This window comes from Luteimonas saliphila, assembly GCF_016774335.1.
GTDB lineage: Bacteria > Pseudomonadota > Gammaproteobacteria > Xanthomonadales > Xanthomonadaceae > Luteimonas > Luteimonas saliphila.
This window is the reverse complement of sequence record NZ_JAETWA010000024.1, coordinates 1-25111: the sequence shown is the minus strand read 5'-3', so window position 1 is coordinate 25111 and position 25111 is coordinate 1. Positions and strand designations below refer to the sequence as shown.

Here is a 25111-nt window from a genome sequence, read left to right as displayed (position 1 = left end):
GGCACGAGGAATCAGATGATGAGCCACAGCACAATTCTCCGCGTCGGGATCGTCGGCCTGGTGGTCGCCCTGCTGGCGGTCCGCAGCGCGACCGTCCACTCCGATACCGTGTACTTCGCCGGCACGCCGCCGGTGGTCGCGCAGGTGCCGCTGTACATCGAGGACGCGGTGCCGCCGCTCAACATGCTTGTGATGGGCAAGGACCACAAGATCTACTACGAGGCCTACAACGACGCTTCCGATCTCGACGGCGACGGCATCCTCGACGTCGGATATCGTGGGTACGACCTCAAGACCGATCCGCCGACCGACGGCAGTTCGCGCTACAAGATCGATTACTACGGCTATTTCAACTCCTACGCCTGCTACAGCTGGCAGACCAACCGATTCGTGCCGGTTTCGGCCGCGCCCAACAAGACCTGCTCCGGCGCCTGGAGCGGCGACTTCCTCAACTACCTCACCATGTCGCGCATGGACGCGCTGCGCCGCGTGCTGTACGGGGGCTGGCGCCACGTCGACACCAATGCCGACACCACGTTGCAGGGGGCCTTCTTCCCGCAGGATGCGCACAGCTGGGGCAAGGAATACCAGAGCGTGGCGCGCGACGGCTACGACATCAGCAATTACGCGCCGTTGTCGGCGCCGGCCCAGGGCACCTACCATCTGTTCGCGGTCACGACGACGACCGATACCGGCGCGGCGTTCCCCGACTACACCGCGCCCATGTTCCGGGTGATGCAGAACTCGCCCTACCGGGTCTGGAACTGGCTGTCGATCGAGGGCCCCGTCGCGGGCAACTCCTGCTTCACCAGCAGCAATACCCGCGCGACCTGTGTCGTTGCTTCGACGCAGGCGTTCCCCGGGCACCCGAACAGTCGCGGCGAGTTCGATACGCTGGAGGCGAATTACGCGGTGGCGGCGAATCTGTACGGGTCCGACGCCATCAACACGATCAACTGCAACGGCAACAACTGCAATCCGCACGACGCGAACCAGAACGAATTCATGACGATCTTTCAGGGGGAGATCCGGCGCAATACGGGGGGCACCCAACGCTACCAGTTCCGCGTCAACGGCGATGACGCCATCGACTTCCGGTTGACCCAGACCAATGGAAACCAGGTGGCCGTAGCCGGCTGCTACGGAGCCCGCGGCTTCGGTGCGTGCAACGGCAACGAAATGACCGCCGTGGTGGAGCTTTCAGGCAATACCACCTACCGGTTCAAGTTCCGGCAGGAAGAGGGGACCGGCGGCGAGGGCTACCTGCTCGAGTTCCGGACCTGCAACAACAGCAGTCTCACCAACTGCAATGGAGCGGGCGCGTGGACAACCGTGAGCGGGACGGCGCAGTCCGGCCTGCTCATGCAGAACACCACGCGCTCGACCTACGACCTGACGCCAACGAGTCCGTCATCCGGCAGTCGTCAGGACTATCTGGTGCGCGTGCAGTCGTGCCCCGGCGGCGCCGGCAATGCCGCGCTGCGCGACGGCATCTGCAAGGCATACGGGACCGCGGCCAACCCCATCTACAAGCCCACCGGCATCCTGCACGACTACGGCGAGACCCGGAAGATGTTCTTCGGCCTGATCACCGGCTCGCAGCGGAACAACCTCGAGGGTGGCGTCCTGCGCAGCAACATCGAGGACTTCAACCGCGAGATCGATCCGGACACCGGCGTGTTCCGGACCAATGTCGAGGGTATCGTCCGCAGTATCGACCGGCTGAGGATGATCGGCGGCGGTTACAACAACAATGTCACTGACAATACCAACAGCGACACCAACTGGAACTGGGCGAACGCCGCGCATGGCGTCGGCGGAAACTGCGTGTCGCAGGGCGGGCGCGTGGTCAACAACGGCGAATGCCGCATGTGGGGCAACCCGATCGCCGAGATGCTGTACGAGGGTCTGCGTTACTTCGCGGGCGCCGCGGCGGCCACCCAGCGCTTCTCGTCGACCGGCGGCAGCACCCAGGGCACGGCCGAGGATACGCGGCTGGGCCTGCCGGCTCCGGCCTGGCGGGATCCGTACGCGGATACCGTGGTCAACGGCGTGACCACGCATACGGCCTATCCGTCCTGCGCGCGGCCGCATCAGACGATCATCAGCGACATCAACCCCAGCTACGACGGCGACCTGCCGGGCAGCGCGTTCGCGGGCGCGATCACCACGACCAACGATACGCCGGCGACGATCAGCGCATTCAACGCCGCGAACCAGGGCCAGGCGATCTGGACCACCGAGTTCGGCGCTGCACGCAACGTCTTCATCGGCGAGGTGGTCGGGTCCACGAGCGATGGCGCGCCCACCGCGAAGGCGGCCGGCAGCTTCGGCAACATCCGTGGCCTGTCCCCGGAAGAGCCGACCAAGCAGGGCACCTACTATTCCGCGAGCGTCGCCCGCTTCGGCCGCAACACCGACGTCAACGCCGCAACCGGCCCGCAGAACGTCAACACCTACTCGGTGGCGCTGGCATCGCCCCTGCCGAAGATCGAGTTCCCCGTGAGCGGCCGGACCGTGACCCTGCTGCCCTTCGCGAAGACGGTCAGCGGCACCTTCGGTGGCAACGCGATCAAGCCGACAAATACCATCGTCGACTTCTACGTGGAGAGCTTCGCTAACTTCCCCGCCCAGATCGCGGCCGGCGATCAGGATACAAACCTCAATGGGGGACGTCCCCGGGCGGTGTTCCGCATCAACTACGAGGACGTGGAGCAGGGCAACGATCACGACATGGACATGATCGTGCGCTACCAGGTCGTCGCCAATGCTGACTCGACAGTCACGGTGACCCTCCTGTCGGAGTACGCGGCAGGCAGCGCGAACCAGAACGCCGGGTACGTCATCTCGGGTACGACCCAGGACGGCATCTACCTGGAGGTGCGCGACAGCGACAGCGCGCAGAACACGTCCGTGTACGAGCTCAATACGCCTGCGGGCGTCTCGGCCGGCGGATGCGTGGGCGCGACGGGAACGGCGCCCTGCAACCAGGGCCTGGGCCTGAGTGCAACGCGGACCTTCACGCCCGGGGTGGCGGGTGGCGGCGGCACCCAGCTCAAGGACCCGCTGTGGTACGCCGCCAAGTACGGCTCTCCCACGCCGACGGCGTGGGACGCCAACGGCGACGGCGATCCCGACAACTACTTCCTGGTCACCAACCCCCTGAACCTACGCGCGCAGATGTCGCGGGCGTTCGACAACATCGCCAACTACAGCATCGATTCGGGCAGCCAGTCGCTGAGCGGCGCACGCGTGGGCAGCAGTTCGTTCACCCTGTTGCCGAGTTTCCGGCGGGATCGCCAGGGCAAGGACTGGTCCGGCAACCTGGTCGCCACCGCGGTCAACCGGGACGGCACCCTCGCCACTGCGGAGCTCTGGAACGCGCAGGCCCGCCTGCCGGCGCACGGTGCGCGCAACATCCGCACGGTGATCCAGCCCGGCGCCAATGCCAACGGCGTCGAGTTCCTCGGGAACAACGCCAACCTCGGCGGCGATGACGCGACGCGGCTGGCGAGGCTGGGCATCACCGGTCCGCTCGCCAGCCTGCCGAACGCCTATGGCGCGGTGTACACCGCCGAAGCCATCGTCGACTACCTGCGCGGCGACCAGTCCCGCGAAGCGGGCCGCCCGGGCGTCGGCAATACCCTGCGCGCACGCACGTCCGTGCTGGGCGACATCGTCAATTCCGAGCCGATCATCGCCTCGCCGCGTTCGGACTTCGGCTACGACAGCTACTCGGCCGGTATGTTCGACGGTTACGACGACTATCTGGTGGCCAAGCAATCGCGTCCCACCGTCGTGTACGTGGGTGCGAACGACGGCATGCTGCACGCCTTCAACGGCAACACGGTGCCATGCAGCGGCAACCCGACGGTGGCCTGCGCGGGATCCGGCGCGGGCGACGAGCTGTTCGCGTTCATTCCCCAGGAATCGCTGCGCCGCATGGGCGAACTGCCTCTTCCGGATTCGCTGTACGAACATCGCTACTACGTGGATGGCCAGGTCACGGTGACCGATGCCAAGCAAGGCGGCAACTGGAAAACGGTGCTGGTCGGCACGATGGGCGGCGGCGGCCGCTCGGTGTTCGCGCTCGACGTGAGCAATCCTTCGGGCTTCGGCAACGGCGACGTGCTGTGGGAGCTCAACAGCTCGGTCGACCAGGACATCGGCAACGTCTATGGACGCCCGCTGCTGCTGCCGCTCGAAAACAACCGCTGGGGCGTGCTGTTCGGCAACGGCTACGGCGGCAACACCAGCGATCCGTCGCTGTATATCCGGGATGCCTTCACCGGCGCGCAGATCGCGAAGCTGACGGCGAACGATGGCGATCCCGCCACGACGTCGGCCAATCCGCTGACCAACTGGATCTGCAACGCGACCGGGCTGCTGTGCGCCCGCACCAACCATCCATTCAACGGCCTGGGACAGATCACCGCGATCGACCGCGACGGCAACGGCAAGGCCGACACCGTCTATGGCGGCGACCTCCAGGGCAACGTGTGGAAATTCGACCTGAGCAATGCTTCCGCCGGGGCCTGGAACGTGGCGCTGGGCGGAGCGCCGCTGGTGACGGCCATCGCGTCCAATGGCGAACGCCAGCCCGTGACCGGGGGCATGCGCGTGTCCGCGGGGCCTGGCGCGGGTGTGATGGTGTACTTCGGCACCGGCCGCTACTTCGTGGAGGGCGACAACGAGATCCCGCAGGCGCCCGACGTACAGTCCCTGTACGCGGTCTTCGACAACGGAACCCCGATCGCGATCGAGGATGCGGGCGACAAGGATGCGATGCTGCAGCGCCAGTGGATCCAGGGCCTGACCACCACGATGGTGGACCATGACAGCAACGATGCCACCGCGGAAGTCGCCGTGACGACGCGTAACATCAGTCGCAATCGCGTGAGCTACTACGGCCCCAACGCCAAGCGCGGCTGGTATCTGGACCTGGTCATCGACAACGCGGATGGCGATGCCGCAGGCGACGATCTGGATCCCGTGGGCGAGCGTTTCATCGCCACGCCGCGGATCCAGAGTGGCCGGGTGTTCTTCACGACGTTCTCGCCGACGGGCGACAGCTGCGAGCCGGGCGGGACCAACATCGTCTATGCCCTGGATCTGCTGTCGGGGTCCGGTGCACTGAGCAACGTGACGACGCTAGGAGCGAACGAGCCCGGGTGTGTGGGGCCAGAGTGTGGCGCAGTTGAAATCCAGGGCTCGGGTGCGCCGATCACCAGCACTTCGGTCGCTGCGATCAACCCGACCAAGTTCATCGGCGACGACGCCGCGTGCGAGGCCAGCGGGGATTGCCCCACGTTCGAGGAGTGCCAGGTGGTGATCTATCCGGGCGCCTTCGTGCTGCCCCGTCCGTGCGGCAGGCAATCGTGGCGACAGCTCAGGTGACCGGCAATGACTCGGCAAGCACCTTCAGGGGAACGCATCGTGGAACGTGAACAGAAAGCGGCGTGGGCCCGGCAGAGAGCCGTGCGGGGATTCACGCTCATCGAGCTGATGATCGTGGTCGCGATCGTCGCCGTCCTGGCCGCCATCGCGTACCCGTCCTACGCCGACAGCGTGCGCAAGAGCAAGCGCGGGCACGCCAAGGCGGCCCTTGTGGAGCTGGCACAGCGGGCCGAGCGGTACAGGACGGTGATTGGCTCGTTCGACGGTTTCTGGGCCACTGTGCCGGAGGCACATCGGGTGTCCCCCCGCGAGGGTGGGGTGGCCTATACCATCGACTTCGACGAGAACGAAGGCCACACCGAGTTCACGCTCTCCGCGGCGCCGGAAGGTGGGCAGGCCGCCGACACCAAGTGCATGACCCTGACGCTGGACCACGCCGGGCACAAGGACATTGATGGCGGCACCGGCACGGCTGCCGAATGCTGGTGAGCCGATCCGGCCGGGAAAACGAAAAAGCCGCGGCTTGCCGCGGCTTCTTACTGGATCCGGAATCTGGCGCCCGAAGTTGGACTCGAACCAACGACCCCCTGATTAACAGTCAAGTGCTCTAACCGGCTGAGCTATTCGGGCGGGGACGGCCATTTTAGTGGCTGGACCGGCAAGGTCAAGGATCGGCGGCGTTCAGCGGCTCGGGCAGGCAGCGCCCGGTTTGGGGCGGGACGTTCGCGCGCGACCGTGGTTGTTGACCACGACCTGCCCGGCCAGGGCGCTTCCGGCGCAGATATGGACGGTGAGGTTGGAGTGCGCGCTGCGACCATCCGTCTGGTAGCGCAGTAGCGGGCGCGACGACCACAGCAGGAAGCGGCCGCCGATCGCCGGCGCATCGGTCGACCGCAGGATGTCGTCCGGCCGATCGGGCTGCCGATTGCCGTCGCCATCCATGAACACCAGCCATCCTCCGCCCCAGTCGGACGCCGTACCGCAGCGGTCACCGGTCGCGCGAGGGCACACGACGACCTGCTGACCCCGCACCACGGCGCTGCTGCGTGCCATCGCCATGTCCGCGGCCAGCAGATGAAGGGTCAGGGTCACCCGGTGGCGCTCCATCACCGAGATGAACGATGGAAATCCGATCGTGATGGCCATTGCGACCAGGGACAGCACGATCAGGGCCTCGATCAGCGTGAATCCTGCATTCCTGCGATGCATCGTCTGCTCCATCCATGGGCGGAAGACGCATCGTAGGCTTGGCCTCACCTGTACGGGATCGGCCGTGGGCGCGAGGCGGGGTAGGAAAATTCCGTCGCCGACCCCATTGCACGGTGCCGGTAAACTGGTTGGCCGCCGCCGGCCTTCGCACATGAACACGACCATCCATCCCGCAGGATTCCAGCTCGTCGCCCCCTACCAGCCGGCGGGCGACCAGCCCCAGGCGATCGGGAAGCTCATCGACGGCTTCGAGAGCGGCCTTGCGCGGCAGACGCTGCTGGGCGTGACCGGCTCGGGCAAGACCTACACCATCGCCAACGTGATCCAGGCGGTGCAGAAGCCGACCCTGGTGATGGCGCCGAACAAGACCCTGGCCGCGCAGCTGTACGGCGAGTTCAAGTCGTTCTTCCCGCACAACGCGGTCGAGTACTTCGTCAGCTACTACGACTACTACCAGCCCGAGGCCTACGTCCCGTCCACCGACACCTTCATCGACAAGGACAGTTCGGTGAACGAGCACATCGAACAGATGCGGCTGTCGGCGACCAAGGCGTTGCTGGAACGGCGCGACGCGATCATCGTCTGCACCGTCTCGGCGATCTACGGCCTGGGCGACCCCAACGAATACTTCAAGATGGTGCTGCACATGGTGCGCGGCGAGCGCATCGACCAGCGCGAGCTGATCCGTCGGCTGACCGAGATGCAGTACGCCCGCAACGACACCGAGCTGCGCCGCGGCACCTACCGCGTGCGCGGCGAGGTGATCGACGTGCATCCGGCCGAATCCGACGACGAAGCCCTGCGCATCGAGCTGTTCGACGGCGAGATCGAGAAGCTGACCCAGTTCGACCCGCTCACAGGCGAAACCCGCCGCTCGCTGGCGCGCTACACCATCTATCCCAAGTCGCATTACGTCACCACGCGCCGCACCGTGCTCGACGCGATCAATGCGATCAAGGAGGAACTGCCGCCGCGGCTGGAGCAGTTCTACGCGCACAACAAGCTGGTCGAGGCCCAGCGCCTGCAGCAGCGCACCCAGTTCGACCTGGAGATGATGGCCGAGGTGGGTTACTGCAACGGCATCGAGAACTACTCGCGCCACCTCACCGGACGCATGCCCGGCGAGGCCCCGCCGTGCCTGTTCGACTACCTGCCGCCGGACGCGCTGCTGGTGGTCGACGAATCGCACGTGACCGTCCCCCAGGTTGGGGCGATGTACAAGGGAGACCGCTCGCGCAAGGAGACCCTGGTGGAGTTCGGCTTCCGCTTGCCGTCGGCGCTGGACAACCGGCCGCTGAAGTTCGAGGAATGGGAGCTGCGTTCGCCGCGCACGATCTTCGTCTCGGCCACGCCCGGCAAGTACGAGCTGGAGAAGTCCGAGGGGCAGGTGGTCGAGCTGGTGGTACGGCCGACCGGCCTGATCGATCCCGAGGTGGAGATCCGCCCGGTCGCGACCCAGGTCGACGACCTGCTCGGCGAGATCCACAAGCGCGTGGCGATGGGCGATCGCGTGCTGGTGACCACGCTCACCAAGCGCATGGCCGAGAACCTGACCGAGTACCTCGGCGAGCACGACGTGCGCGTGCGCTACCTGCATTCGGATGTCGATACGGTGGAGCGCGTGGAGATCATCCGCGACCTGCGGCTGGGCAAGTTCGACGTGCTGGTGGGCATCAACCTGCTGCGCGAGGGCCTGGACATGCCCGAGGTCTCGCTGGTGGCGATCCTGGACGCCGACAAGGAGGGTTTCCTGCGCTCCACGGGTTCGCTGATTCAGACGATCGGCCGCGCCGCGCGCAACCTGCGCGGCAAGGCGATCCTGTACGCGGACCGGATCACCGACTCGATGCAGCGCGCGATCGACGAGACCGACCGCCGCCGGCAGAAGCAGGTCGAGTACAACGCCGAACACGGGATCACGCCCCAGTCGGTGGTGCGTGCGGTGATGGACGTCATGGAGGGCGCCCGCGACGAACCCGCGGCCGCGCGCGCGGCGGCCGGCCGTGGCCGCCGGGTGGCCGACGCGCCGGAGGACTACGCCGCGCTCGACCCGGCGAAGCTGGCGGCGAAGCTCAAGGCCCTGGAGCAGCAGATGTACCAGCACGCCCGCGACCTGGAGTTCGAGGACGCGGCGCGGGTGCGCGACGAAATCCGCCGGATCAAGAACGCCGCGCTGGCGGGCTGAACGGGTGGCCGAGGATGGCAACAGGGCCCGGGTTCGGCTAGAATTCGCGTCCCGCCGCGATGGCGGGCCCTCATCGCCCGGCTCCTCCGGGAGGCGGGTGGGGAGGCGGCATCGGGCCTGGCCCGGTCGCGTTTCGTCTTTTGGGCGGTTAGCTCAGCGGTAGAGCACTACCTTGACATGGTAGGGGTCACAGGTTCGAACCCTGTACCGCCCACCAGTTTCTGGCCGAGCCGGAGGCTGGCAAGCGATTGATTCTTCATCGAATTTCTCGCGATCAGATGTCGCAGCGTTGCCGGAACGACTAAGTCTCATGGTTCCGTATCCCTGTCCCACACATTTGCCACAACGCTGGCGAAGGTGGAACAGATGGCATCGTTTCGACAAAGGCCCACCGGCTGGGAAGTCCAGGTTCGGATGCGCGGCCGTAAATCCCTCACCCATACCTTTCGCAACAAGGCCGATGGTCGCGCTTGGGCTGCGGGCGTGGAAAACGAACTGGCCCGCGGGGTCTATCGCGACCGCAGTACGGCGGAGCGCTTCCAGGTGGCAGAGGTGTTGCGGCGCTACAAGGCTCAGGTGACGCCGCTCAAAAAGAGCGCGGCTCAAGAACGTGTCCGTATCGATGCCTTGCTACGCGATCCACTCGCGCAGATTCGCGTCTCCGACCTGCGCCCAGCCGACCTGGCCGATTTTCGCGACCGTCGTCTTGCCAAGGTCACCGGATCGACGGTACTGCGGGACCTGACCCTGCTGTCCCATGCGTTCAACCTTGCACGCAAGGAATGGGGCATCGCATTCGACAATCCTTGCAGCGCCATCCGCCGTCCCAAAGAGAACCGCCCGCGCTGGCGGCGGCTGTCGTCGGGGGAAGAGATCCTGCTGCTCGCGGAACTCGAGCCCAGCCGGCGCACGCCAGCGGGGACCTGGATCCCGGGTGGCTGCCGCAACCCGTGGATCAAGCCGCTAGTGAGTCTTGCGCGGGAAACTGCGATGCGACGTGGCGAATTGCTGGCCCTGAAATGGACCGATGCGTTCCTCGATGCGCGCTTTGTCCGGTTGCACGACAGCAAGAATGGCGAAGGACGCGGCATCCCACTGTCTTCTCGCGCTGTGAAACTCCTATCCACACTGCCGCGCGATCCTTCTAGTCGCGTATTCCCCGTTAGCGAGGAGGCAGTCAAGCGCTCGTTTATGCGTGCGGCCGCGCGCGCCGGATTGTCCGACTTGCATTTTCACGATCTACGACATGAAGCGACGAGTCGCATCGCGACCAAGCTGGACAACGTCCTGGAATTATCCGAGGTCACGGGGCACAAGGAGCTGAAGATGCTCAAGCGGTATTTCCATCCATCGGCCACCGAGCTGGCGCGGAAGCTTGGATAGCACCGAATGGCTAGGTGCGCGCTCAGGTCTTTGCTGGCGCATCCCGGTCTTGAGTGCCGCCTCGACAACACATGCGCAGCGTGTTGCGTCTTCTGAGACAACGGAACGGTCATCGGCCATCTCGGCGTTGACCACGGCCAATGACAATCTCCTCATAATCCCTTGGTTCCAGGTTCGAGTCCTGGTGGGCTCCGATGGATGGCTTTGTTTGCGCGCACGCGACACGAGATGGCCCGAGTCCGCCTTCCTGACCGCTGAAATAAGCCGCGCCGCGAAGCGGCGTGGGCTTGAATGAATTGTTAGACGTCATCGCGACCCTCGTAAGCCCTATGCCGTCGAAGGATATGGCGGAAGACGAGATACGTAGCAATGTAGAGCACTGCGATACATATGCCCGTATCGCCGACCACTATCTCCCATAGTTCTGAATGCGAACCCGGAACTGTCAGAAGTAGCACGGGAAACGCGAACTGGAAGAAGAAGTTGTGGGCAGCGTGGACGATCGTGGCAACCCATACAGATCCGGAGCGCACTCTGAGTTCGCTGAAGACGAAGCTCATGGCAAGGATGCCGAGACCATAGATCAGCGCCATGAGCAACTTGTTTTCCGTTTGGTAGAAATCCCCGAAGGCAATGAGCGGAAGATGCCAGGACGCCCACACAAGTCCGCAGGTAAGGTAGGGTTTCCTGAAGCCACCGCTCATCATTTTAGGCAACAGGAATCCGCGCCACCCGAGCTCTTCCCCGAACGCCCCAATGAGGCCAAGCCCGAGAACGGATAGAAGAACAGGAGTGATTTGGGTGAGTTGTTCCGGGGAGATCGGCGAGAACTTTCGGATATCGAAGACTGCGGACAAAAGCCCCACGAGCAATGCCAGCAACAGGGGAACTGCAATGGCATAGATGTAGTAGCGCCCCTTTCCCGCTTGAAAGCCGACATCTCCGAATCCCGACTTCAGAATGAGCCTCAGCGCGACGGAAAGGACGCCCGGAATGCACATCAGGACGACGATCCAGAGTGGCCCGAGGTTCCTGACGCCACCATTGGCAATGATGAAGGCTTCAAAGCTCCAACTTGTTGCAAGTACTGAAACAATGAAGATCAATGCTTGATTTCGGTCGCTCATCACGTCTCCCTGGATTTGACGTCTAACGCCTGAATTCTCACCGGTTTGTATACGGGAACGAGGCGCAAGATCGCTCGTCCTGGTCAGCGGCAGCGGCAGCGGGAACGCGAACCGCGTTGAGACGAGCGAGAGGGGCCCGCACCCCCATTCCTTTGAGCAGGAACTCGCAGCTCCGCCCATTTCATCTGGAAGGACGCAATTTGCCGGTAGTTTGGCTGTAATGTCGGCGCCATGGACGAGTCGCTGGCCCAATGGTTCGCGCAGGAGATCCTGGTGCACGAGGAGGCGCTGGTGCGCTTCCTCACGCGCACCTGGCCATACCCGTCCGATATCCATGACCTGCGCCAGGACACCTACGTGCGCATCTACGAAGCGGCGGCGAAGGCGCGGCCGGCGCAGCCCAGGGCCTTCATGTATGCCACGGCGCGCAACCTGATGACCGACCGCGTGCGCCGGGGACGGGTCGTGTCGATCGAGGTGGTAGGGGATATGGAAGCCCTGAACGTCTCCATGGATGCGCCGGAGCCGGACGACAACGCGGCCACCTGGCACGAGCTCAAGCGCCTGGCCAACGCGCTCGACCGCCTGCCGGACCGATGTCGTGCCGTGGTCTGGCTGCACAAGATGGAGGAGCTGACGTATCCCGAGGTTGCCGCGCGGCTCGGGATCAGCATCAAGACCGTGGAAAAGCAGGTGTCAAAAGGCATCAAGCGGTTGGCGCAGTTCTACCTGCAGAACCAGCCGCTGGGTGAGCCGCCGGAGCGTGCGGGCCGGCGTACCGTGGAGGAAGAGTCGCATGGATAGCCATCGCAGGATCGAGCAAACCGCGGCCGACTGGCTTGCCCGCCGCAGCGATGCGGCGCGCGCATGGACCGACGACGACCAAGTGGCGCTCGATGCGTGGCTGTCGGCATCGACTGCGCACCACGTGGCATGGATCCGGCTGGAATTGATCTGGCGGACGGCCGATCGATTCAAGGCGCTGGGTGCCGGTGTGCCGGCCGGGAGTGTTCCCGACAGGACACAGTGGCGGCAGACGCCGTTCTTTACCCATCGTGGTATCGGTAGCGGTGCCGCCCCGGATTCGAGCGCGTCGGTAGCGGAGATGTCCGGACGCGCGCAGGCACGCGATCTGGAGGCACTGCAATTCCGCCCGCGCCATGCACGACCGATGCCGCGTCGAGGATTGCGCCTGGCCGGCGCGGTCGCCAGCGTGCTGCTCGTCGTGGCGCTTTCGCTCGGCGGCTGGCACTGGTACGCCAGCCCCGTGGGGCAGGCCGAGTTCCGTACCGCGTTCGGCGATGTACGGGAAGTGATGCTTCCGGATGGCTCCACGGCCACGCTCAGCAGCGACACGCAATTGCGCGCAACCTTGTTGCGGGGTGCACGCGACATCGAGTTGCAGCAGGGCGAAGCCTATTTCCAGGTCGTCTCCGACAGCCGGCGGCCATTCACCGTGCGGATTGGCGATACCCGCGTGACCGCGGTGGGCACGCGCTTCTCCGTGCGCGGCGAAGTCGATGCCGACGCGATGGTGCGCGTGGTGGTCACCGAAGGCACGGTGAGGCTGGACACCGGCGGTCCGTCGCAGCCGGCCGCGCGTTCGGCGCTACTCACCGTCGGCGCCGTGGCCACCGTGCATGGCGGCACCGTGCGCGTGGAATCGCGCTCGCCCGAGCAGGCCGAGCAGGTGCTGGGTTGGCGCAGCGGCGAGCTGGTGTTCGACGCCACGCCGCTGGCCGAGGCGGCGGCCGAGTTCAACCGCTACAACATGCGCCGGATCGTGATCGAGGATCCGGCGCTGGCGCAGGCGCGGGTGGACGGCGGCTTCCGCACCAGCAATGTCGACGGTTTCGTGCGATTGCTGGAGGTCGCGTTCGACGTGCGCGCGGAACAGCGCGACGACAGCATCGTCCTGCGTCCCCGTTGACGACGTGGATCTCCACCTTCTTCGCCTCCGCGAGCGCATGTCTTGCGACACTGCGAGGACGTGCGCGAACCGGCGTGGTGGCTGACGGTCCAGGGAATGTGCAGGGAGGATGGGGGTGCGCCAGCCGCTGCTTCGTCCAAGCGACCATGGCAGGTACGGCGCCTGCCCATGGGGAGACGCAAGCGTGCAAAAGAACAAACTGCTCAGGGGCATCGTGCTGGCACTGGCCTGTTCCGCATCGATGGCGGCGATGGCGCAGGCCGCACCGGGCGCTGCCGTCGACGTGCCAGCCGGCGACCTCGCCACCGCGGTAGAGGCGTTGCGCAAGCAGACCGGCGGCCAGATCCTGTTCCGCGCAGACCAGCTCAAGGGGCTGCGCACGCAGGGCGTGCAGGGCACGCTGTCGACGAAGGAAGCACTCGACCGGCTGTTGGAAGGCAGCGGATTCACCACGCAGCCCGATCCGTCCGGTGCGATCCTCATCATCCGGGCATCGGACCGGCCTGCACGCACCCGCGGACGCAGTTCCAGGACGGAATCGACGACAACCGAGGAACGCGAGGCCGTCGGCACTTTGCCGGGGATCATGGTGCGTGGCGAGCGCACCCTCAACATGGACATCCGTCGCACGGCGGATGATCCCCAGCCCTACGTGGTCTTCGATCGCGAGAAGATTCAGCAGTCCGGAGCGCCGAACCTGGAGAGCTTCCTGCGCGATCGGCTGCCGATGAATGCCAACGGCGCGCCCAACGGACTGCGCGTGACCCAGCTCGGTACGCAGAGCCAGTTCAACCTGCGCGGACTCGGCGGCGGACAGACCCTGATCCTGATCAACGGACGCAGGGCAACGCCGGGACCGTCGTTCGGCAGTACGCCAATGCAGACGGACATCAACGGCATCCCGATGTCGGCGGTGGAGCGCATCGAAGTACTGCCCACCACGGCATCCGGCATCTACGGCGGTAGCGCGACCGGTGGCGTCATCAACATCATCCTGCGCCAGGACTATGCCGGTGCCGAGGTCAAGGCCACCTACGGCAATACCTTCGACACCGATGTCGCCGACCGCCGCCTCGACCTGAGTCTGGGTTTCAATCCCGGCGAGCGGACCAATGTGCTGGTGACCGCAAGCTATTCGGACCAGAACAGCCTGCTCCTGCGCGACCGCCCAGAGTTGGTCGAGCGCTACTACGACATCGTGGCCGCCAACGCGCCCGGGTTGCTGCTGCCGCCGAACAGTCCGCCACTGGGCGCCACGACCAACATTCGCAGCGCGGATGGCTCGAATCTGGTGCTGCGCAACGGCACCTCGCTGAACTCCCCGATCACGCACACGCCGGCGGACTATGCCGGGACCGCCGTCGACGGCGGCAACGCCCTGGTCGCCAACGCGGGGCAATACGACCTGGGCCTAGCCAACACGACGCAGCATGGCACCGGCGGTTCGACCCAGATCGGCCAGGCGCCGCGAAGCGCCGATCTGCGCGCCACTCTCAGCCACGAGTTCTCGCCGAAAGTGCGGGCGTTCCTGGAAGCGAACGCGAGCGAGACCCGGACTATCGGAACGGCGCCGGCGATTTTCGGCAGTCCCTCGCAACCCGTGCTCGTTTCCGCCGATGCGCCCAACAATCCCTTCACCAGCGACGTCCTGGTGGCGACGCCACTGCAGATCACTCCGGACCGTCTGGGAACCACAGTGACCCAGCATCGCGCCACCGGCGGACTGATCGTGGCGCTGCCGTCCGACTGGCAGGCGGCCGTGGACTACACCTGGGGCGAGACGCGTGTCGAAATGGACGGCGTCATGTATACGCCAAGCGCCGCCGCGAGCGCCGCGATCCTCAGCGGTGCAGTCGACGTCCTGCGCGACACCGGCGCCTATCCGGTCGACCTGTCGTCGTATCTGGCCGCCACCGAGATTTCGGCGGACCCGAAGATCACCTTCCAGGACGTGGCGCTTCGGCTCGCGGGCCCCTTTTGGAACCTGCCGGGTGGCCAGGCGACACTCTCGACGCTGCTCGAGTACCGGGAAGAGAAGTTCGCCGAGGCGAGCATGGCCGTACCGGGCTTGAGCCTTGTGTTCCCGAGTCGGTCGGCTTCTGCGACGAGCTTTTACATGGAGGCGAAGTTTCCGTTCTTCTCGGAAAAGAACCGGCAGCCGGGACTGGAAGCACTCGACCTGCAGTTGGCGGTCCGGGCAGACGAATACCGCACGCGGGGCAAGACGGGATTCGTGATCGCGGGGCTGGACGATCCCGTGGTCAGTGCGAACAACGAAGTCCGTTCCGTGAATCCGACCGTGGCGCTGCGCTACCAGCCGATCGAGGATCTGGTGCTGCGCACCAGTTACGGAACGGGGTTCGTGCCACCGAACGTCTCGCAGCTGACGCCGAGCGTCTATCCGGCGCCACTGGACGTGGTCGATCCGCGGCGCGGCGGCACGGTGACGACCCTCCAGGTCGGACAGTTTCTCTACCAGGGCCATCCGGACCTCGAGCCCGAAGAGTCCAAGAACTGGTCGGTGGGCCTCATCCTGACCCCGCGCATCCTGCCTGACCTGCGCCTGTCGCTGGACTACAGCCGGATCAGGAAGACCGACAACATCGCAAGCTATCCGACCGGATATCAAGGGGTGATCGACGACGAGGCGCTGCATCCGGACCGCGTGCAGCGTGGCCCGAACCTGCCGGGCGATCCGGCGGGCTGGGCCGGCCCGATCACCCTGCTGAATTTCGGTCTGTTCAACATCGCCAGCGCCGAGGTCGAAGCCTTCGACCTGCAACTCGACTACATCCGCGAAACCACGCTTGGCACCTTCGGCTTTTCCACCGTCGCCACCTGGCAGACGCATTACAGGACCGTCGGCCTGGCCGGGCAGCCGGCCCAGGAAAATGTCGGCATCAGCTACGCCAACCCGCAAAAGTTCACCGGCAATGCCGAATTGCGGTGGCAGCGCGGCGCATGGACCGCGGGCTGGCTCGCGCGGTACCACCATTCGTACCTCACCGCCGATCCCGCGTCGCCTGCCAGCGCGCCCGCCATCGCATTGCAGGGCAACGATGGCCGCGTGCCCAGCCAGATCTATCACGATATGTACGTGAACTGGGTAGCGGACCTGTCCGAACGCTCGGTGCCGAAATTTCTCCTGGGAACCGAATTCCAGTTCGGCATCCGCAACATCTTCGACAAGCTGCCGCCGTTCGACGCCAACTTTTACAACCTCGTCAGGACCTTCCACAGTCCACTGGGCGACCCGCTCGGGGCGACCTACCAGCTGACCGTCACCAAGCGGTTCTGAGGGGATGCCGACGATGAAGGTACTTGCGTGGGCGGCGCTCGTGTTGGTGGCGTGCGCGTCATCGACGGCGATCGCGGAATCCAGGTTTCGTCCGTTCACCGAGGCGGACGCGATCGGGATGACGACGATCGGCGATCCGGACTACTGGCACCACAACCAGTCGGCGGGACGGGTCGCGCATTTTTCCCCGGACGGTCGTCGGCTGGTGGTCGTGTTGCGTCGTGGCGACATGGCCCAAGGCACCACCGAGTATTCGCTGCTGCTGTACCGCACCGAGGACTTGCTGCGCCAGCCGCCGCCTGCTCCGGACGTGGTGCTGCGCATGTCGTCCTCGTCCAACCGGGAGGTGTTCGCGTCGATCCGCTGGCTGCCGGACAACGACACCTTGCTGTTCCTCGGCGAAAAGCCGGGCGAGGAGCGCCAGGTCTTCGGCTTCCAACTCGCGGACCGGACGCTTCGTCAACTCACCCGGTCGGCGACCAGCGTGACGAGTTACAGCGCCAGCGCCGACGGCAAGCACATCCTGTACATGGCCGAAAGCCCGCGACGACCGCTATGGGATGCGCGGACGCGTCGCGAAGGCCTCGTCGTGGCGGACGAAGACCTGACCGAACTGATCTCCGGCGAGCGTGCGCCGTTTGGCAGCAGGGACATGTATCTGCAATCCACGGATGCAGCCGACACGCCCAGGCGGATCGAACTGGTCGATCAACCCGACGCGGGTTTCGCGCCGGTGCTGTCGCCGGACGGGCAGCACGTGCTGGTGCGGGCGTTCGCGACGTCGATCCCTCCACTGTGGCGTGCGTACACCGATCCGCTGTTGAAATACGGGATGCCGGACGACGCGTCCGCGCCAGCAGGATCGAGTCGCGTCATGCAGTACTTCGTCGTCGACGTGGCGAGCGGGAACGCCCGCCCGCTGCTCGACGCACCGCAGCTCATGACGTCCGGCGGGATCGATGCGCGATGGGCGGCCGATGGCGAATCGGTGTTGATGACGTTGGTCCATCTTCCGCTCGATGGGGTCGATGCCGAGGAGCGGGAGCGCCGGGCGACCGGTCCATACACCGCGGAAATCGCGTTGAACGGACAGGTGAAGCCGTTGGCTCCCGCATCGGTGTTCGAGTTGTCGAAGATCGAGGGCTGGAAGGACTCGGGTGTCGTGCTGGTGCGGGAAACGCTGCAAGGCACGCAGCGAAGCTTCTTCCGCGAGCGAGGGGATGGCTGGACGCGCGTCGACACGTCGCCGGACCTGCAGCGCCGTGTTTCCGTAGAACTCAAGGAAGGGCCGAACCAGCCGCCCACGATCGTGGTGCGCGATTCCGGCAGCGGCCGCGAGTCGTTGCTGCTGGACCTGAATCCGCAGTTCGGCGAACTGGCGCTGGCCCGCCAGGAAGAAATCGAATGGCAGGCCAGCGACGGGACGACCGTCCGGGGCGGACTGTACTTCCCGCCTGACTACGTGCGCGGCAAGCGCTATCCGCTGGTCATCCAGACGCATGGATACAGTGCAAGCCTGTTCGCGCCGGAGGGCATCTTCACCAGCGCGTTCGCCGCGCAGGCGCTCGCCGCCAAAGACATCATCGTGCTGCAGGCCTGGGATTTCCCGGAGGAGGGCAACGAAGCGGCGTGGCAACTTTACGCCGGGACCAAGCTTGCCAGCGTGGCCCAGCACCAGTTCGAACAATCGGTCTACGAAGGGGCGATCGACCATCTGGATGCCGCGGGTCTGATCGACCGCGACAAGGTCGGCATCATCGGCTTCAGCTACACGTGCTGGTCGGTCAAGTACGCGTTGTCGCATCCGCGACCCGGCTATCGGTATGCCGCGGCGGCCGTGTCCGACGGTTTCGACGGCGGCTACTGGAACTACATCGTCTACGGCAACAAGCCCGCGCTGGTCCGGCAGTTCGAGGATACCGCCGGGGGCACGCCGTATGGTCCGGGCCTGCAGGCATGGTTGCGTGAGGCGCCCGGCTTCAACGTCGACCGCGTCGAGACGCCGTTGCGCATGATTCCGCTGGGCAATCCCGCGAGCCTGCTCAACGACTGGGAGTGGTACGTGCTGCTGCGTCGCATGGGCAAGCCGGTGGAGCTGGTGATGGTCGAGGACGGCAGCCACTCGCTGGTCAAGCCCTGGGATCGGATGGTCGCCAGCGACGGCAACGTCGACTGGTTCGACTTCTGGCTCAACGGTCGCAAGGATCCCGCCGCCGACAAGGCGGCGCAATACGCACGATGGGAGGCGATGCAGCCATGAAGTTCGACACCACCGAACGGACCGCCACAGGTACGCCCCTAATGGCGGACCGCTCGCTTGCTCCGAGGATCGAATCGATGAAATCCCTGTTCATGTCGCCCGTGTTCGGCCTGCTCGTTGCGATCGCGAGCGTCTTTCCCGCGAACGCAACCGAGAATGCAGTTGCGTTGCAGCAGCCCCTGGATCTGGCGGACGTGTTGAACATGCGCCGGATCGCCTGGTATGCACCGGTTGCGCCATCTCCCGACGGCCAACTGGTCGCCTACGTGGTCAGCCGGCCGACTGAAGAGGTGGTGCCGGAAGGCATGATGTACGTGGCGTCGGGTGCTCCCAGAACCTATGCGGCGACCGCCGTCTGGCTGACCGAGGTCGCCACCGGCAAGAGTCGCAACCTGACCGGCGACCAGGGCGCGAACTGGGCGGCGTCCTGGTCGCCTGATGGCGGCATGCTCGCGTTCCTTTCCGATCGCGATGGCACCGCCGGGCTCTGGGTCTGGGAGCGCGCGTCCGACTCGCTGCGACGGATCGGGGACGTCGTGCCGCGTATCATCTCGCTCGGCACGTCGCCCGAGTGGTCGCCAGATGGCGGCAGGATCCTGCTCGGTGTCTTGCCGGAAGGCGCCTCGTTGCTAGCGGGCGTTTCCAGCGGCAATGACCAGCTTGCTCGGATGGGAGGGGGGAGCGAGCGCACTGGTCCGACGGTCCGGGTGTTCGATTCCGAACAAAGCGCCGGCTACGGGACCGGCACCCAGAACATCGGACAGCTTTCATCGGACGTCGCCCTGGTCGATGTCGCCACGGGCAAGGTAGATCGCATCGCACGCGGCGTATCGTTGCAGAAGGCGGTGTTCTCACCGGATGGAAGGCATGTCGCGTTCTCCGAGAGTACGGGCGACAACGTACCCGGCACGCATATCCAACGTTTTTCCTTGAAGTTGTTTACGTTGGCCGGCGGCAGGTTGCAGACGTTGGTGTCGTCCGACGAACTCGGACACTGGGGCAGGGACTTCAGCTGGTCCCCGGACAGCCGCATGCTGGCGTACCGCCTTGGCCACGACAGCGGCGAGGTGTATCTGACTTCGCTGGATGGCCAGTCGCGCCCGGCGGCCGATGCGGCGCATCCACCGTTCAGCGGAGTTCCCGCCTGGGGCGAAACCGGGGAGAAACTCCTGCTGCTCTCGGAAGATGCGGTGTGGGGCATCTCCACGACGAATGGAGAGGCGCGCCAACTCGCCCGCATCCCGGGCAGGAAAGCGCAAATGCTGGTGCCGGTGGACAGCCACGGCGATCGCCTATGGCTGCGCGATGATGGTCGCTCGGTGGTCGTCGTGGTCAGCGATGGAATCCGCAAGGAACTGCATCGTGTATGGCTCGACGGAGGGGAAACAGAACTGTTGCACGAGGAACGGAAGGACTATACGAGCCTGTCCCGCTACAACATCGTCGCCTCGCCCGCGAGCGGGAGGATCGTCTTCGTCGCCGAGGATGCGCAACATCCTGAAGATGTGTGGATCAGCAACAGCGAACTGAGCGATTCGACCCGGCTCACCGAACTGAATCCGAAGATCAGCGGGGTGTCGATGGGAGCCCTGCGCATCGTCGAGTGGACCGGCGCAGATGGATTGCCCTATGCCGGCGCTTTGTTGCTGCCAAGCGGCTACGAACCGGGCAGGCGCTACCCGTTGGTGACCTATGTCTATCCGACGGAGGTGGTGCCGGATGCCAACAAGTTCGGTTCGAACCACCTCGGCAACGAACACTTCAACCTGCAACTGCTGGCGACGCGGGGTTACGCAGTGCTGTATTCCGGGGCGACCCTGCGGCCAGCCGACAAGGAGGCGATGAAGTCGGTGGCCAATGCGGTACTGCCCGGCATCGACCACGTGATCGGGCTGGGCATCGCCGATCCGCAGCGGTTGGGCGTGTTCGGCGTCAGTGCCGGCAGTTACTCCACGCTGTCGCTGATCGTGCAGACGACGCGGTTCAAGGCCGCGATGGCGCAGGCTGGCCCCGGCAATCTGCTGAGCCTGTACGGCGACCTGCGCGACAGCGGCTATTCGCATGGCGCGGCGCTCAACGAGAACACTTTCCAGATGCCGGACCATCCGTGGAAGGATCGCGACCGCTACATCCGCAACTCGCCCTGGTTCTTTCTCGACAAGGTCGAGACGCCGCTGCTGCTGATCCATGGCACCGACGATCAGGCCGCCATCGTCAACCAGTCGAACGAGATCTTCCTTGGCCTCAGGCGGCTGGGCAAGACCGCGCAGTACGCGCGTTATGCCGGCGAAGGCCACGGCCTCTCGTCGCTGCAGAACCGTCTGGATGCCGGCCAGCGATTCCTCGCATGGTTCGACCGTTACCTGAAACCGGAGCCGAACTGACATGAATCCAGTACGTGCATCATTCCTGTGTGCGGGTTTGCTTGCGCTGTGGGCGATGTGCGGCGTCGCGACTGCCGCGTCGCCCAGCCTGGCGCCGATTCCGGTGGAAGAGGCGCTCAAGACCAGGCAGATCGCGTTGTTCACCTCCATCGTGTCCTCCCCCGATGGCCGTTACGTCGCCTATACCGTGCAGGACAACGCCCGCGCCGATCGTTCGATATGGGGAACGAATGGCAACGTCTTCACCGAGACGGGCGCCTACCTGAGCTGTTACGGATGCGATGTCTACGTCACGGACCAGGAGACCGGGGAAACGCTGAATGCCAGCGGCAGCGTGGGTTCCAGCAACTACGTGTCCTGGTCGCCGGATTCGCGCCATCTCGCGTTCTACTCCGACCGCGATGGCCAGATGCGCGTGTGGACCTGGGAGGTCGCCACGCGAGCGCTGCGGCGCGTCTCGGAGGTGCCGGCCTTGCCCAATCCGCCGCTGCCGCCGCTCTGGGGGGACGGAGGGCGCAAGCTGCTGGTGTCGTTGCTGCCCGAAGGCACGACGTTCGCCGAAGCCAATCGCAGGATCTCGGCGCAGGCCGATCCTGCCGAGACCGCGGAGGGTTCAACCGTCCTGGTGTACTCGCACGATCATGAGCCCGATGGGCCCTCGCCCGCGACGCAGAAAGCGCAGGGCTACGACGGCTTCAGCAGCCCGATCATCCGAGACCTGGCGTTGTTGGACGTGGCAACGGGTGCGCATCGACGATTGTTCCGCGAGTTCGACGGCAACCTGTTGGGTCTTTCGTCGGACGGCCGCTATGCCGTCGCCAGCGTGCAGGCCGGCGTGGACGCGAAGAACTACAACGACTCCGTGTTCGACATCCTGGTGCTCGACATGGCCAACGGCCGAGTGGCCGAGCGCATCGAGAACGTGCCCATGCTTTGGGGCACCGCGGCGAGCTGGGCGCCTTCCGGCCATCGCTTCGCCTATATCACCGGTTCGCGAAGCGAGATGCAGACCGGGTCCCCGTATCGCGCCACGGAGGGCAAGCGTCGTTCCGGCGACATCTTCGTCGTCGAGGTGGGAGGCAAGCCGGCCAATATCTCGCCAGGCGAGCATCCGAGCTTCAGCACCGGCGATCGGCCGATCTGGAGCGCCGACGGCCGTGCCATCTATGCCATGGCGAGCGGTTCGGTCTGGCGGGCGGACGTCGACCGGCGCGTCACCCGGGCAGTGACCGAACCCGATCCGCAACGCCAGATCCTGGCGATCGCGGCGGTGAGAAACCGGAGCGAGCTGTGGCAGCCGCAGGGCGACCATCGGCTGTTCGCCCAGGTCAGCAATTCGCAGACCCTGCATGAGGAGTTCTGCGCCATCGATATCGGCACCGGTGCGATCACGCCGGTACTGCAGGGCGCGCAAAGCTTCAGGACCGGTGTGTCTTCTGAGCTGATGTTCGACGCCGCCAACGCAACCGCGCCCGCCGTCTTCGGCGCGCAAAGCGCGACGCGGGCGCCGGAGCTGTTCGTTACGCGGGATTTCGGCACGGTGCGCCAGCTCACGCACCTGCATTCCCAGTTCGAACGCTACGTCATGGGCGAGAGCCGGCTCATCACCTGGCAGGGCAAAGACGGCAAGGCGTACAAGGGCACGTTGCTGCTGCCGGCGGGTTACCAGCCGGGCCAGCGCTACCCGATGGTCGTCTGGCAGCGCCCGAGCAACGTCGGTTCCTTCGCGCTGGACGTGTTCGGCCTGTTGATGTTCGAGAACTTCCAGATCCTCGCCACGCGCGGATACGCGGTGTTCTACCCGGACTTCCCGGCGAGCAACTCGCGCGAAGCGCCGCAGGTCGCCCGTGAGGTGGTGTTCCCCGGTATCGATCGCGTGGTGGAGCTGGGCATCGCCGACAACGACCGTATCGGCGTGACCGGCACCAGTTGGGGCGGGTACTCGACGCTCGTCCTGCTGACCCTGACCGACCGCTTCAAGGCGGCCGTCGCGGAATCGGGACCGAGCAACGAGTTCGACAGCTTCTCGGTGATGCTGCGCAACGGCAATGCCGTGCGCGTGCAGGAATCCATCCGCAACCTGGACGGGACGCCGTGGACCGCGCGCCAAGCCTACATCGACGCTTCGCCATTCTTCCACCTGGACAAGGTAACGACGCCGCTGATGCTGGTGCACTCCCGGGGCGATGACGATTATTCCATTCCGCAGTCGCACGCCAGCCAGGTCTTCGTCGGCCTGCGCCACCTCAACCAGACCGTCAGCATGGTGATCTATTCCGGTGGCCACGGTTTCGTCGCTTCCTCCTATGTCGACCAGGTCGAGGTATGGTCGCGGATCATTGCCTGGTACGACCGCTTCCTGAAGCCGGCGCCCTAGGTCGGGGGCGATACCACGGAAGGCAGCCGTGCGCCAATATTGCGGAGACTCTTCGTCACGTGTGGATCCTGGAATGGAGCAATCGCGTGGGGACCCGGGTCGTGCGCGGTGCGCCGACTCCATGTCGATTCCTTTGCCGCTAGCCGGTCATTTGGGGCGTTACGACGCCTGGACGCTCGCCCAGCCAATCCCATCAGTAGGTGGGGGTGTCCAGAGAGTGGCAATGATACCCAAGTTGTTAAAGCCCGGGCCAATAAGAGCCCAGAGTCAGAATGACTCGATGGGTGACATGATGCAGCATCAGCCTTGGTTCCAAGTCCGAGGGGGCCGAACCAGCGACTGGGCGTGAGCCAGGGGATGAGTCAGCCGCTTTTCTCACCACACAAATTCGTTATAGATTTAGGCAGATACCCCAGCTTTTCGATTTCTGGTGGCTTAGCTTTTCGAGGGTAACTCATTCCGGTGGAAGTGTTCTCCTTACACTTTGCCTTCGGCAAAGTTCGGAGCCCTGCGGGTGTCGCGCCTGTATCAAGTACTCTATGGCTGTCGAAACAGGCACTATCTCGACTCGGATTCCGCTATGACGTCGTGGGTCGTGTTCGCATTGGTACTGGCAACATCGCATCCTTTCAGAAGTGCGATGAGCTCTTTCAGCGCACGGACGGCTTCCTTGCTGTCTTCGGCATCGATGACTTCGCCGTCAAGAATTGGCTTGATTGCGCCCTTTATCCGGCGAAGGGCGACCTTCATGGCCTTTGCCTGCGCTGATATGCCGCTTGGGTGTCTTTGCAATGACCCAGTGATTTCCTGCTCAGGTGCTACCTTTCGAAGGAGAGCACGATGAGCCAATTGATGGACGAAGAGATCAAGCGTTGGACGGCCCGGCGGAAGTCGGCGCTGGTGCTGGAGATCATCCAGGGCAAGACGACAGTGGCCGAAGCCAGCCGGCAGTTCGACCTGACCCCGTCGGAGATCGAGAGCTGGGTGGACGACGCCAAGCGCGGCATGGAGAACGCCCTGCGGGCGAAGCCCGAGGACGTGCGCGAGCAGTACGAACGGCAACTCAAGGACCTGCAGGAAGCCTACGGCGAGGCCATGCTGGAGCTGCGCGCCCGAAAAAAACTGGCGTCCCTGTTGGGCAAGGACGAGACCTGATGGTCTCGATCCAGCAGGGACTGCGGGACGATGGCTTCGAAGTCTCGATGGTGAAGCTGTGCCGCTGGTTCGGCGTGGCCCGGCGCAGCGTGTACTACCGGCCGACCAAGGCGCCGCCGAAGGTCCGACCGGAGCTGGCGGAGCCGATCAAGGCGCTAATCGAGGAAGAGCCGTCATTCGGCTACCGGACTGTGGCCGGGCTTCTGGATATGAACAAGAACACGGTGCAGCGGATCTTCCAACTGATGGGCTGGCAGGTTCGCAAGCGGGCTCTGGGCGCTCGCCCGCGGATCCAGGCGCTGCCGTCCGTGGCCCAGACCCCGGACGAACGCTGGGCGACGGACCTGTGCCGGATCTGGGGCGGCCGCGACGGCTGGCTCACGCTGGCGCTGGTGATCGACTGCTA

Annotated in this window: 14 protein-coding genes, 2 tRNA genes and 1 pseudogene; 13 read left to right on the top strand and 4 right to left on the bottom strand. The window is 65.1% G+C overall.

Features of this window, described 5'->3' with window-relative positions; translation table 11 throughout:
* Positions 1-18 precede the first annotated feature (18 nt).
* A complete protein-coding gene (locus JMO03_RS05280; protein WP_202841083.1) occupies positions 19-5397 on the top strand; it encodes a pilus assembly protein in 5379 nt (1792 codons plus the stop codon).
* A gap of 39 nt (positions 5398-5436) precedes the next feature.
* Positions 5437-5886, top strand: a complete 450-nt coding sequence (locus tag JMO03_RS05275; protein ID WP_425491783.1) for a type IV pilin protein — start codon at positions 5437-5439, stop codon at positions 5884-5886.
* A gap of 64 nt (positions 5887-5950) precedes the next feature.
* On the opposite strand, the gene JMO03_RS05270 is transcribed toward JMO03_RS05275, so the two are convergent.
* Positions 5951-6027 (bottom strand) — tRNA-Asn (locus JMO03_RS05270).
* A 51-nt stretch (positions 6028-6078) separates the two neighbouring features.
* Complete coding sequence (locus tag JMO03_RS05265; RefSeq protein WP_202841080.1) at positions 6079-6618, bottom strand: GspH/FimT family pseudopilin; 540 nt, start codon at positions 6616-6618, stop codon at positions 6079-6081.
* Between the two features lie 139 nt (positions 6619-6757).
* Here JMO03_RS05265 and uvrB point away from each other — a divergent pair, with 139 nt between their 5' ends.
* The 3 genes from uvrB to JMO03_RS05250 all read left to right on the top strand — a co-directional run bounded on the left by uvrB (position 6758) and on the right by JMO03_RS05250 (position 10174).
* Positions 6758-8791, top strand: a complete 2034-nt coding sequence (gene uvrB / locus JMO03_RS05260; protein WP_202841078.1) for an excinuclease ABC subunit UvrB — start codon at positions 6758-6760, stop codon at positions 8789-8791.
* Positions 8792-8933: 142 nt separating this feature from the next.
* A tRNA-Val gene (locus JMO03_RS05255) sits at positions 8934-9008 on the top strand.
* A gap of 149 nt (positions 9009-9157) precedes the next feature.
* Positions 9158-10174, top strand: a complete 1017-nt coding sequence (locus JMO03_RS05250) for a site-specific integrase (RefSeq protein WP_202841076.1) — start codon at positions 9158-9160, stop codon at positions 10172-10174.
* 299 nt (positions 10175-10473) lie between these two features.
* Here JMO03_RS05250 and JMO03_RS05245 read toward each other — a convergent pair whose 3' ends face one another.
* Positions 10474-11301 carry a CPBP family intramembrane glutamic endopeptidase gene (locus JMO03_RS05245; protein ID WP_202841074.1) on the bottom strand — a complete coding sequence of 276 codons (828 nt, stop codon included), beginning with the start codon at positions 11299-11301 and terminating at the stop codon, positions 10474-10476.
* A gap of 231 nt (positions 11302-11532) precedes the next feature.
* Between JMO03_RS05245 and JMO03_RS05240 the strand changes: the two genes are divergently transcribed.
* From JMO03_RS05240 to JMO03_RS05215, 6 genes are all read left to right on the top strand, one after another.
* On the top strand, positions 11533-12105 hold the full coding sequence (locus tag JMO03_RS05240; protein WP_202841073.1) for an RNA polymerase sigma factor: 573 nt from the start codon (positions 11533-11535) through the stop codon (positions 12103-12105).
* Positions 12098-13231 carry a FecR family protein gene (locus JMO03_RS05235; protein WP_202841071.1) on the top strand — a complete coding sequence of 378 codons (1134 nt, stop codon included), beginning with the start codon at positions 12098-12100 and terminating at the stop codon, positions 13229-13231. Before JMO03_RS05240 ends, JMO03_RS05235 begins: the two co-directional genes overlap by 8 nt.
* A 184-nt stretch (positions 13232-13415) precedes the next feature.
* Positions 13416-16529: a TonB-dependent receptor domain-containing protein gene (locus JMO03_RS05230; RefSeq protein ID WP_202841070.1), complete on the top strand. Its 3114-nt coding sequence runs from the start codon at positions 13416-13418 to the stop codon at positions 16527-16529.
* 13 nt (positions 16530-16542) lie between these two features.
* The gene (locus JMO03_RS05225) at positions 16543-18789 is read left to right on the top strand and encodes a hypothetical protein (RefSeq protein ID WP_202841068.1); all 2247 of its coding nucleotides are present in this window, start codon (positions 16543-16545) and stop codon (positions 18787-18789) included.
* Positions 18786-21173: a S9 family peptidase gene (locus JMO03_RS05220; RefSeq protein WP_202841066.1), complete on the top strand. Its 2388-nt coding sequence runs from the start codon at positions 18786-18788 to the stop codon at positions 21171-21173. Before JMO03_RS05225 ends, JMO03_RS05220 begins: the two co-directional genes overlap by 4 nt.
* 1 nt (position 21174) lies before the next feature.
* On the top strand, positions 21175-23550 hold the full coding sequence (locus JMO03_RS05215) for a S9 family peptidase (protein ID WP_202841065.1): 2376 nt from the start codon (positions 21175-21177) through the stop codon (positions 23548-23550).
* 558 nt (positions 23551-24108) lie between these two features.
* On the opposite strand, the gene JMO03_RS05210 is transcribed toward JMO03_RS05215, so the two are convergent.
* Positions 24109-24300: a hypothetical protein gene (locus JMO03_RS05210; protein ID WP_202841063.1), complete on the bottom strand. Its 192-nt coding sequence runs from the start codon at positions 24298-24300 to the stop codon at positions 24109-24111.
* Between the two features lie 90 nt (positions 24301-24390).
* Between JMO03_RS05210 and JMO03_RS05205 the strand changes: the two genes are divergently transcribed.
* The gene (locus tag JMO03_RS05205) at positions 24391-24705 is read left to right on the top strand and encodes a DUF1153 domain-containing protein (protein WP_202841061.1); all 315 of its coding nucleotides are present in this window, start codon (positions 24391-24393) and stop codon (positions 24703-24705) included.
* A pseudogene (locus tag JMO03_RS05200) lies at positions 24705-25111 on the top strand (IS3 family transposase); the annotation flags it as partial. The gene JMO03_RS05205 and the pseudogene JMO03_RS05200, both read left to right, overlap by 1 nt.

Coding starts and splice junctions, on each gene's coding strand:
- JMO03_RS05280 (WP_202841083.1), top strand. CDS start 19: ATGAGCCACAGCACAATTCTCCGCGTCGGGATCGTCGGCCTGGTGGTC.
- JMO03_RS05265 (WP_202841080.1), bottom strand. CDS start 6,618: ATGGAGCAGACGATGCATCGCAGGAATGCAGGATTCACGCTGATCGAG.
- uvrB (WP_202841078.1), top strand. CDS start 6,758: ATGAACACGACCATCCATCCCGCAGGATTCCAGCTCGTCGCCCCCTAC.
- JMO03_RS05250 (WP_202841076.1), top strand. CDS start 9,158: ATGGCATCGTTTCGACAAAGGCCCACCGGCTGGGAAGTCCAGGTTCGG.
- JMO03_RS05245 (WP_202841074.1), bottom strand. CDS start 11,301: ATGAGCGACCGAAATCAAGCATTGATCTTCATTGTTTCAGTACTTGCA.
- JMO03_RS05240 (WP_202841073.1), top strand. CDS start 11,533: ATGGACGAGTCGCTGGCCCAATGGTTCGCGCAGGAGATCCTGGTGCAC.
- JMO03_RS05235 (WP_202841071.1), top strand. CDS start 12,098: ATGGATAGCCATCGCAGGATCGAGCAAACCGCGGCCGACTGGCTTGCC.
- JMO03_RS05225 (WP_202841068.1), top strand. CDS start 16,543: ATGAAGGTACTTGCGTGGGCGGCGCTCGTGTTGGTGGCGTGCGCGTCA.
- JMO03_RS05220 (WP_202841066.1), top strand. CDS start 18,786: ATGAAGTTCGACACCACCGAACGGACCGCCACAGGTACGCCCCTAATG.
- JMO03_RS05215 (WP_202841065.1), top strand. CDS start 21,175: ATGAATCCAGTACGTGCATCATTCCTGTGTGCGGGTTTGCTTGCGCTG.
- JMO03_RS05210 (WP_202841063.1), bottom strand. CDS start 24,300: ATGAAGGTCGCCCTTCGCCGGATAAAGGGCGCAATCAAGCCAATTCTT.
- JMO03_RS05205 (WP_202841061.1), top strand. CDS start 24,391: ATGAGCCAATTGATGGACGAAGAGATCAAGCGTTGGACGGCCCGGCGG.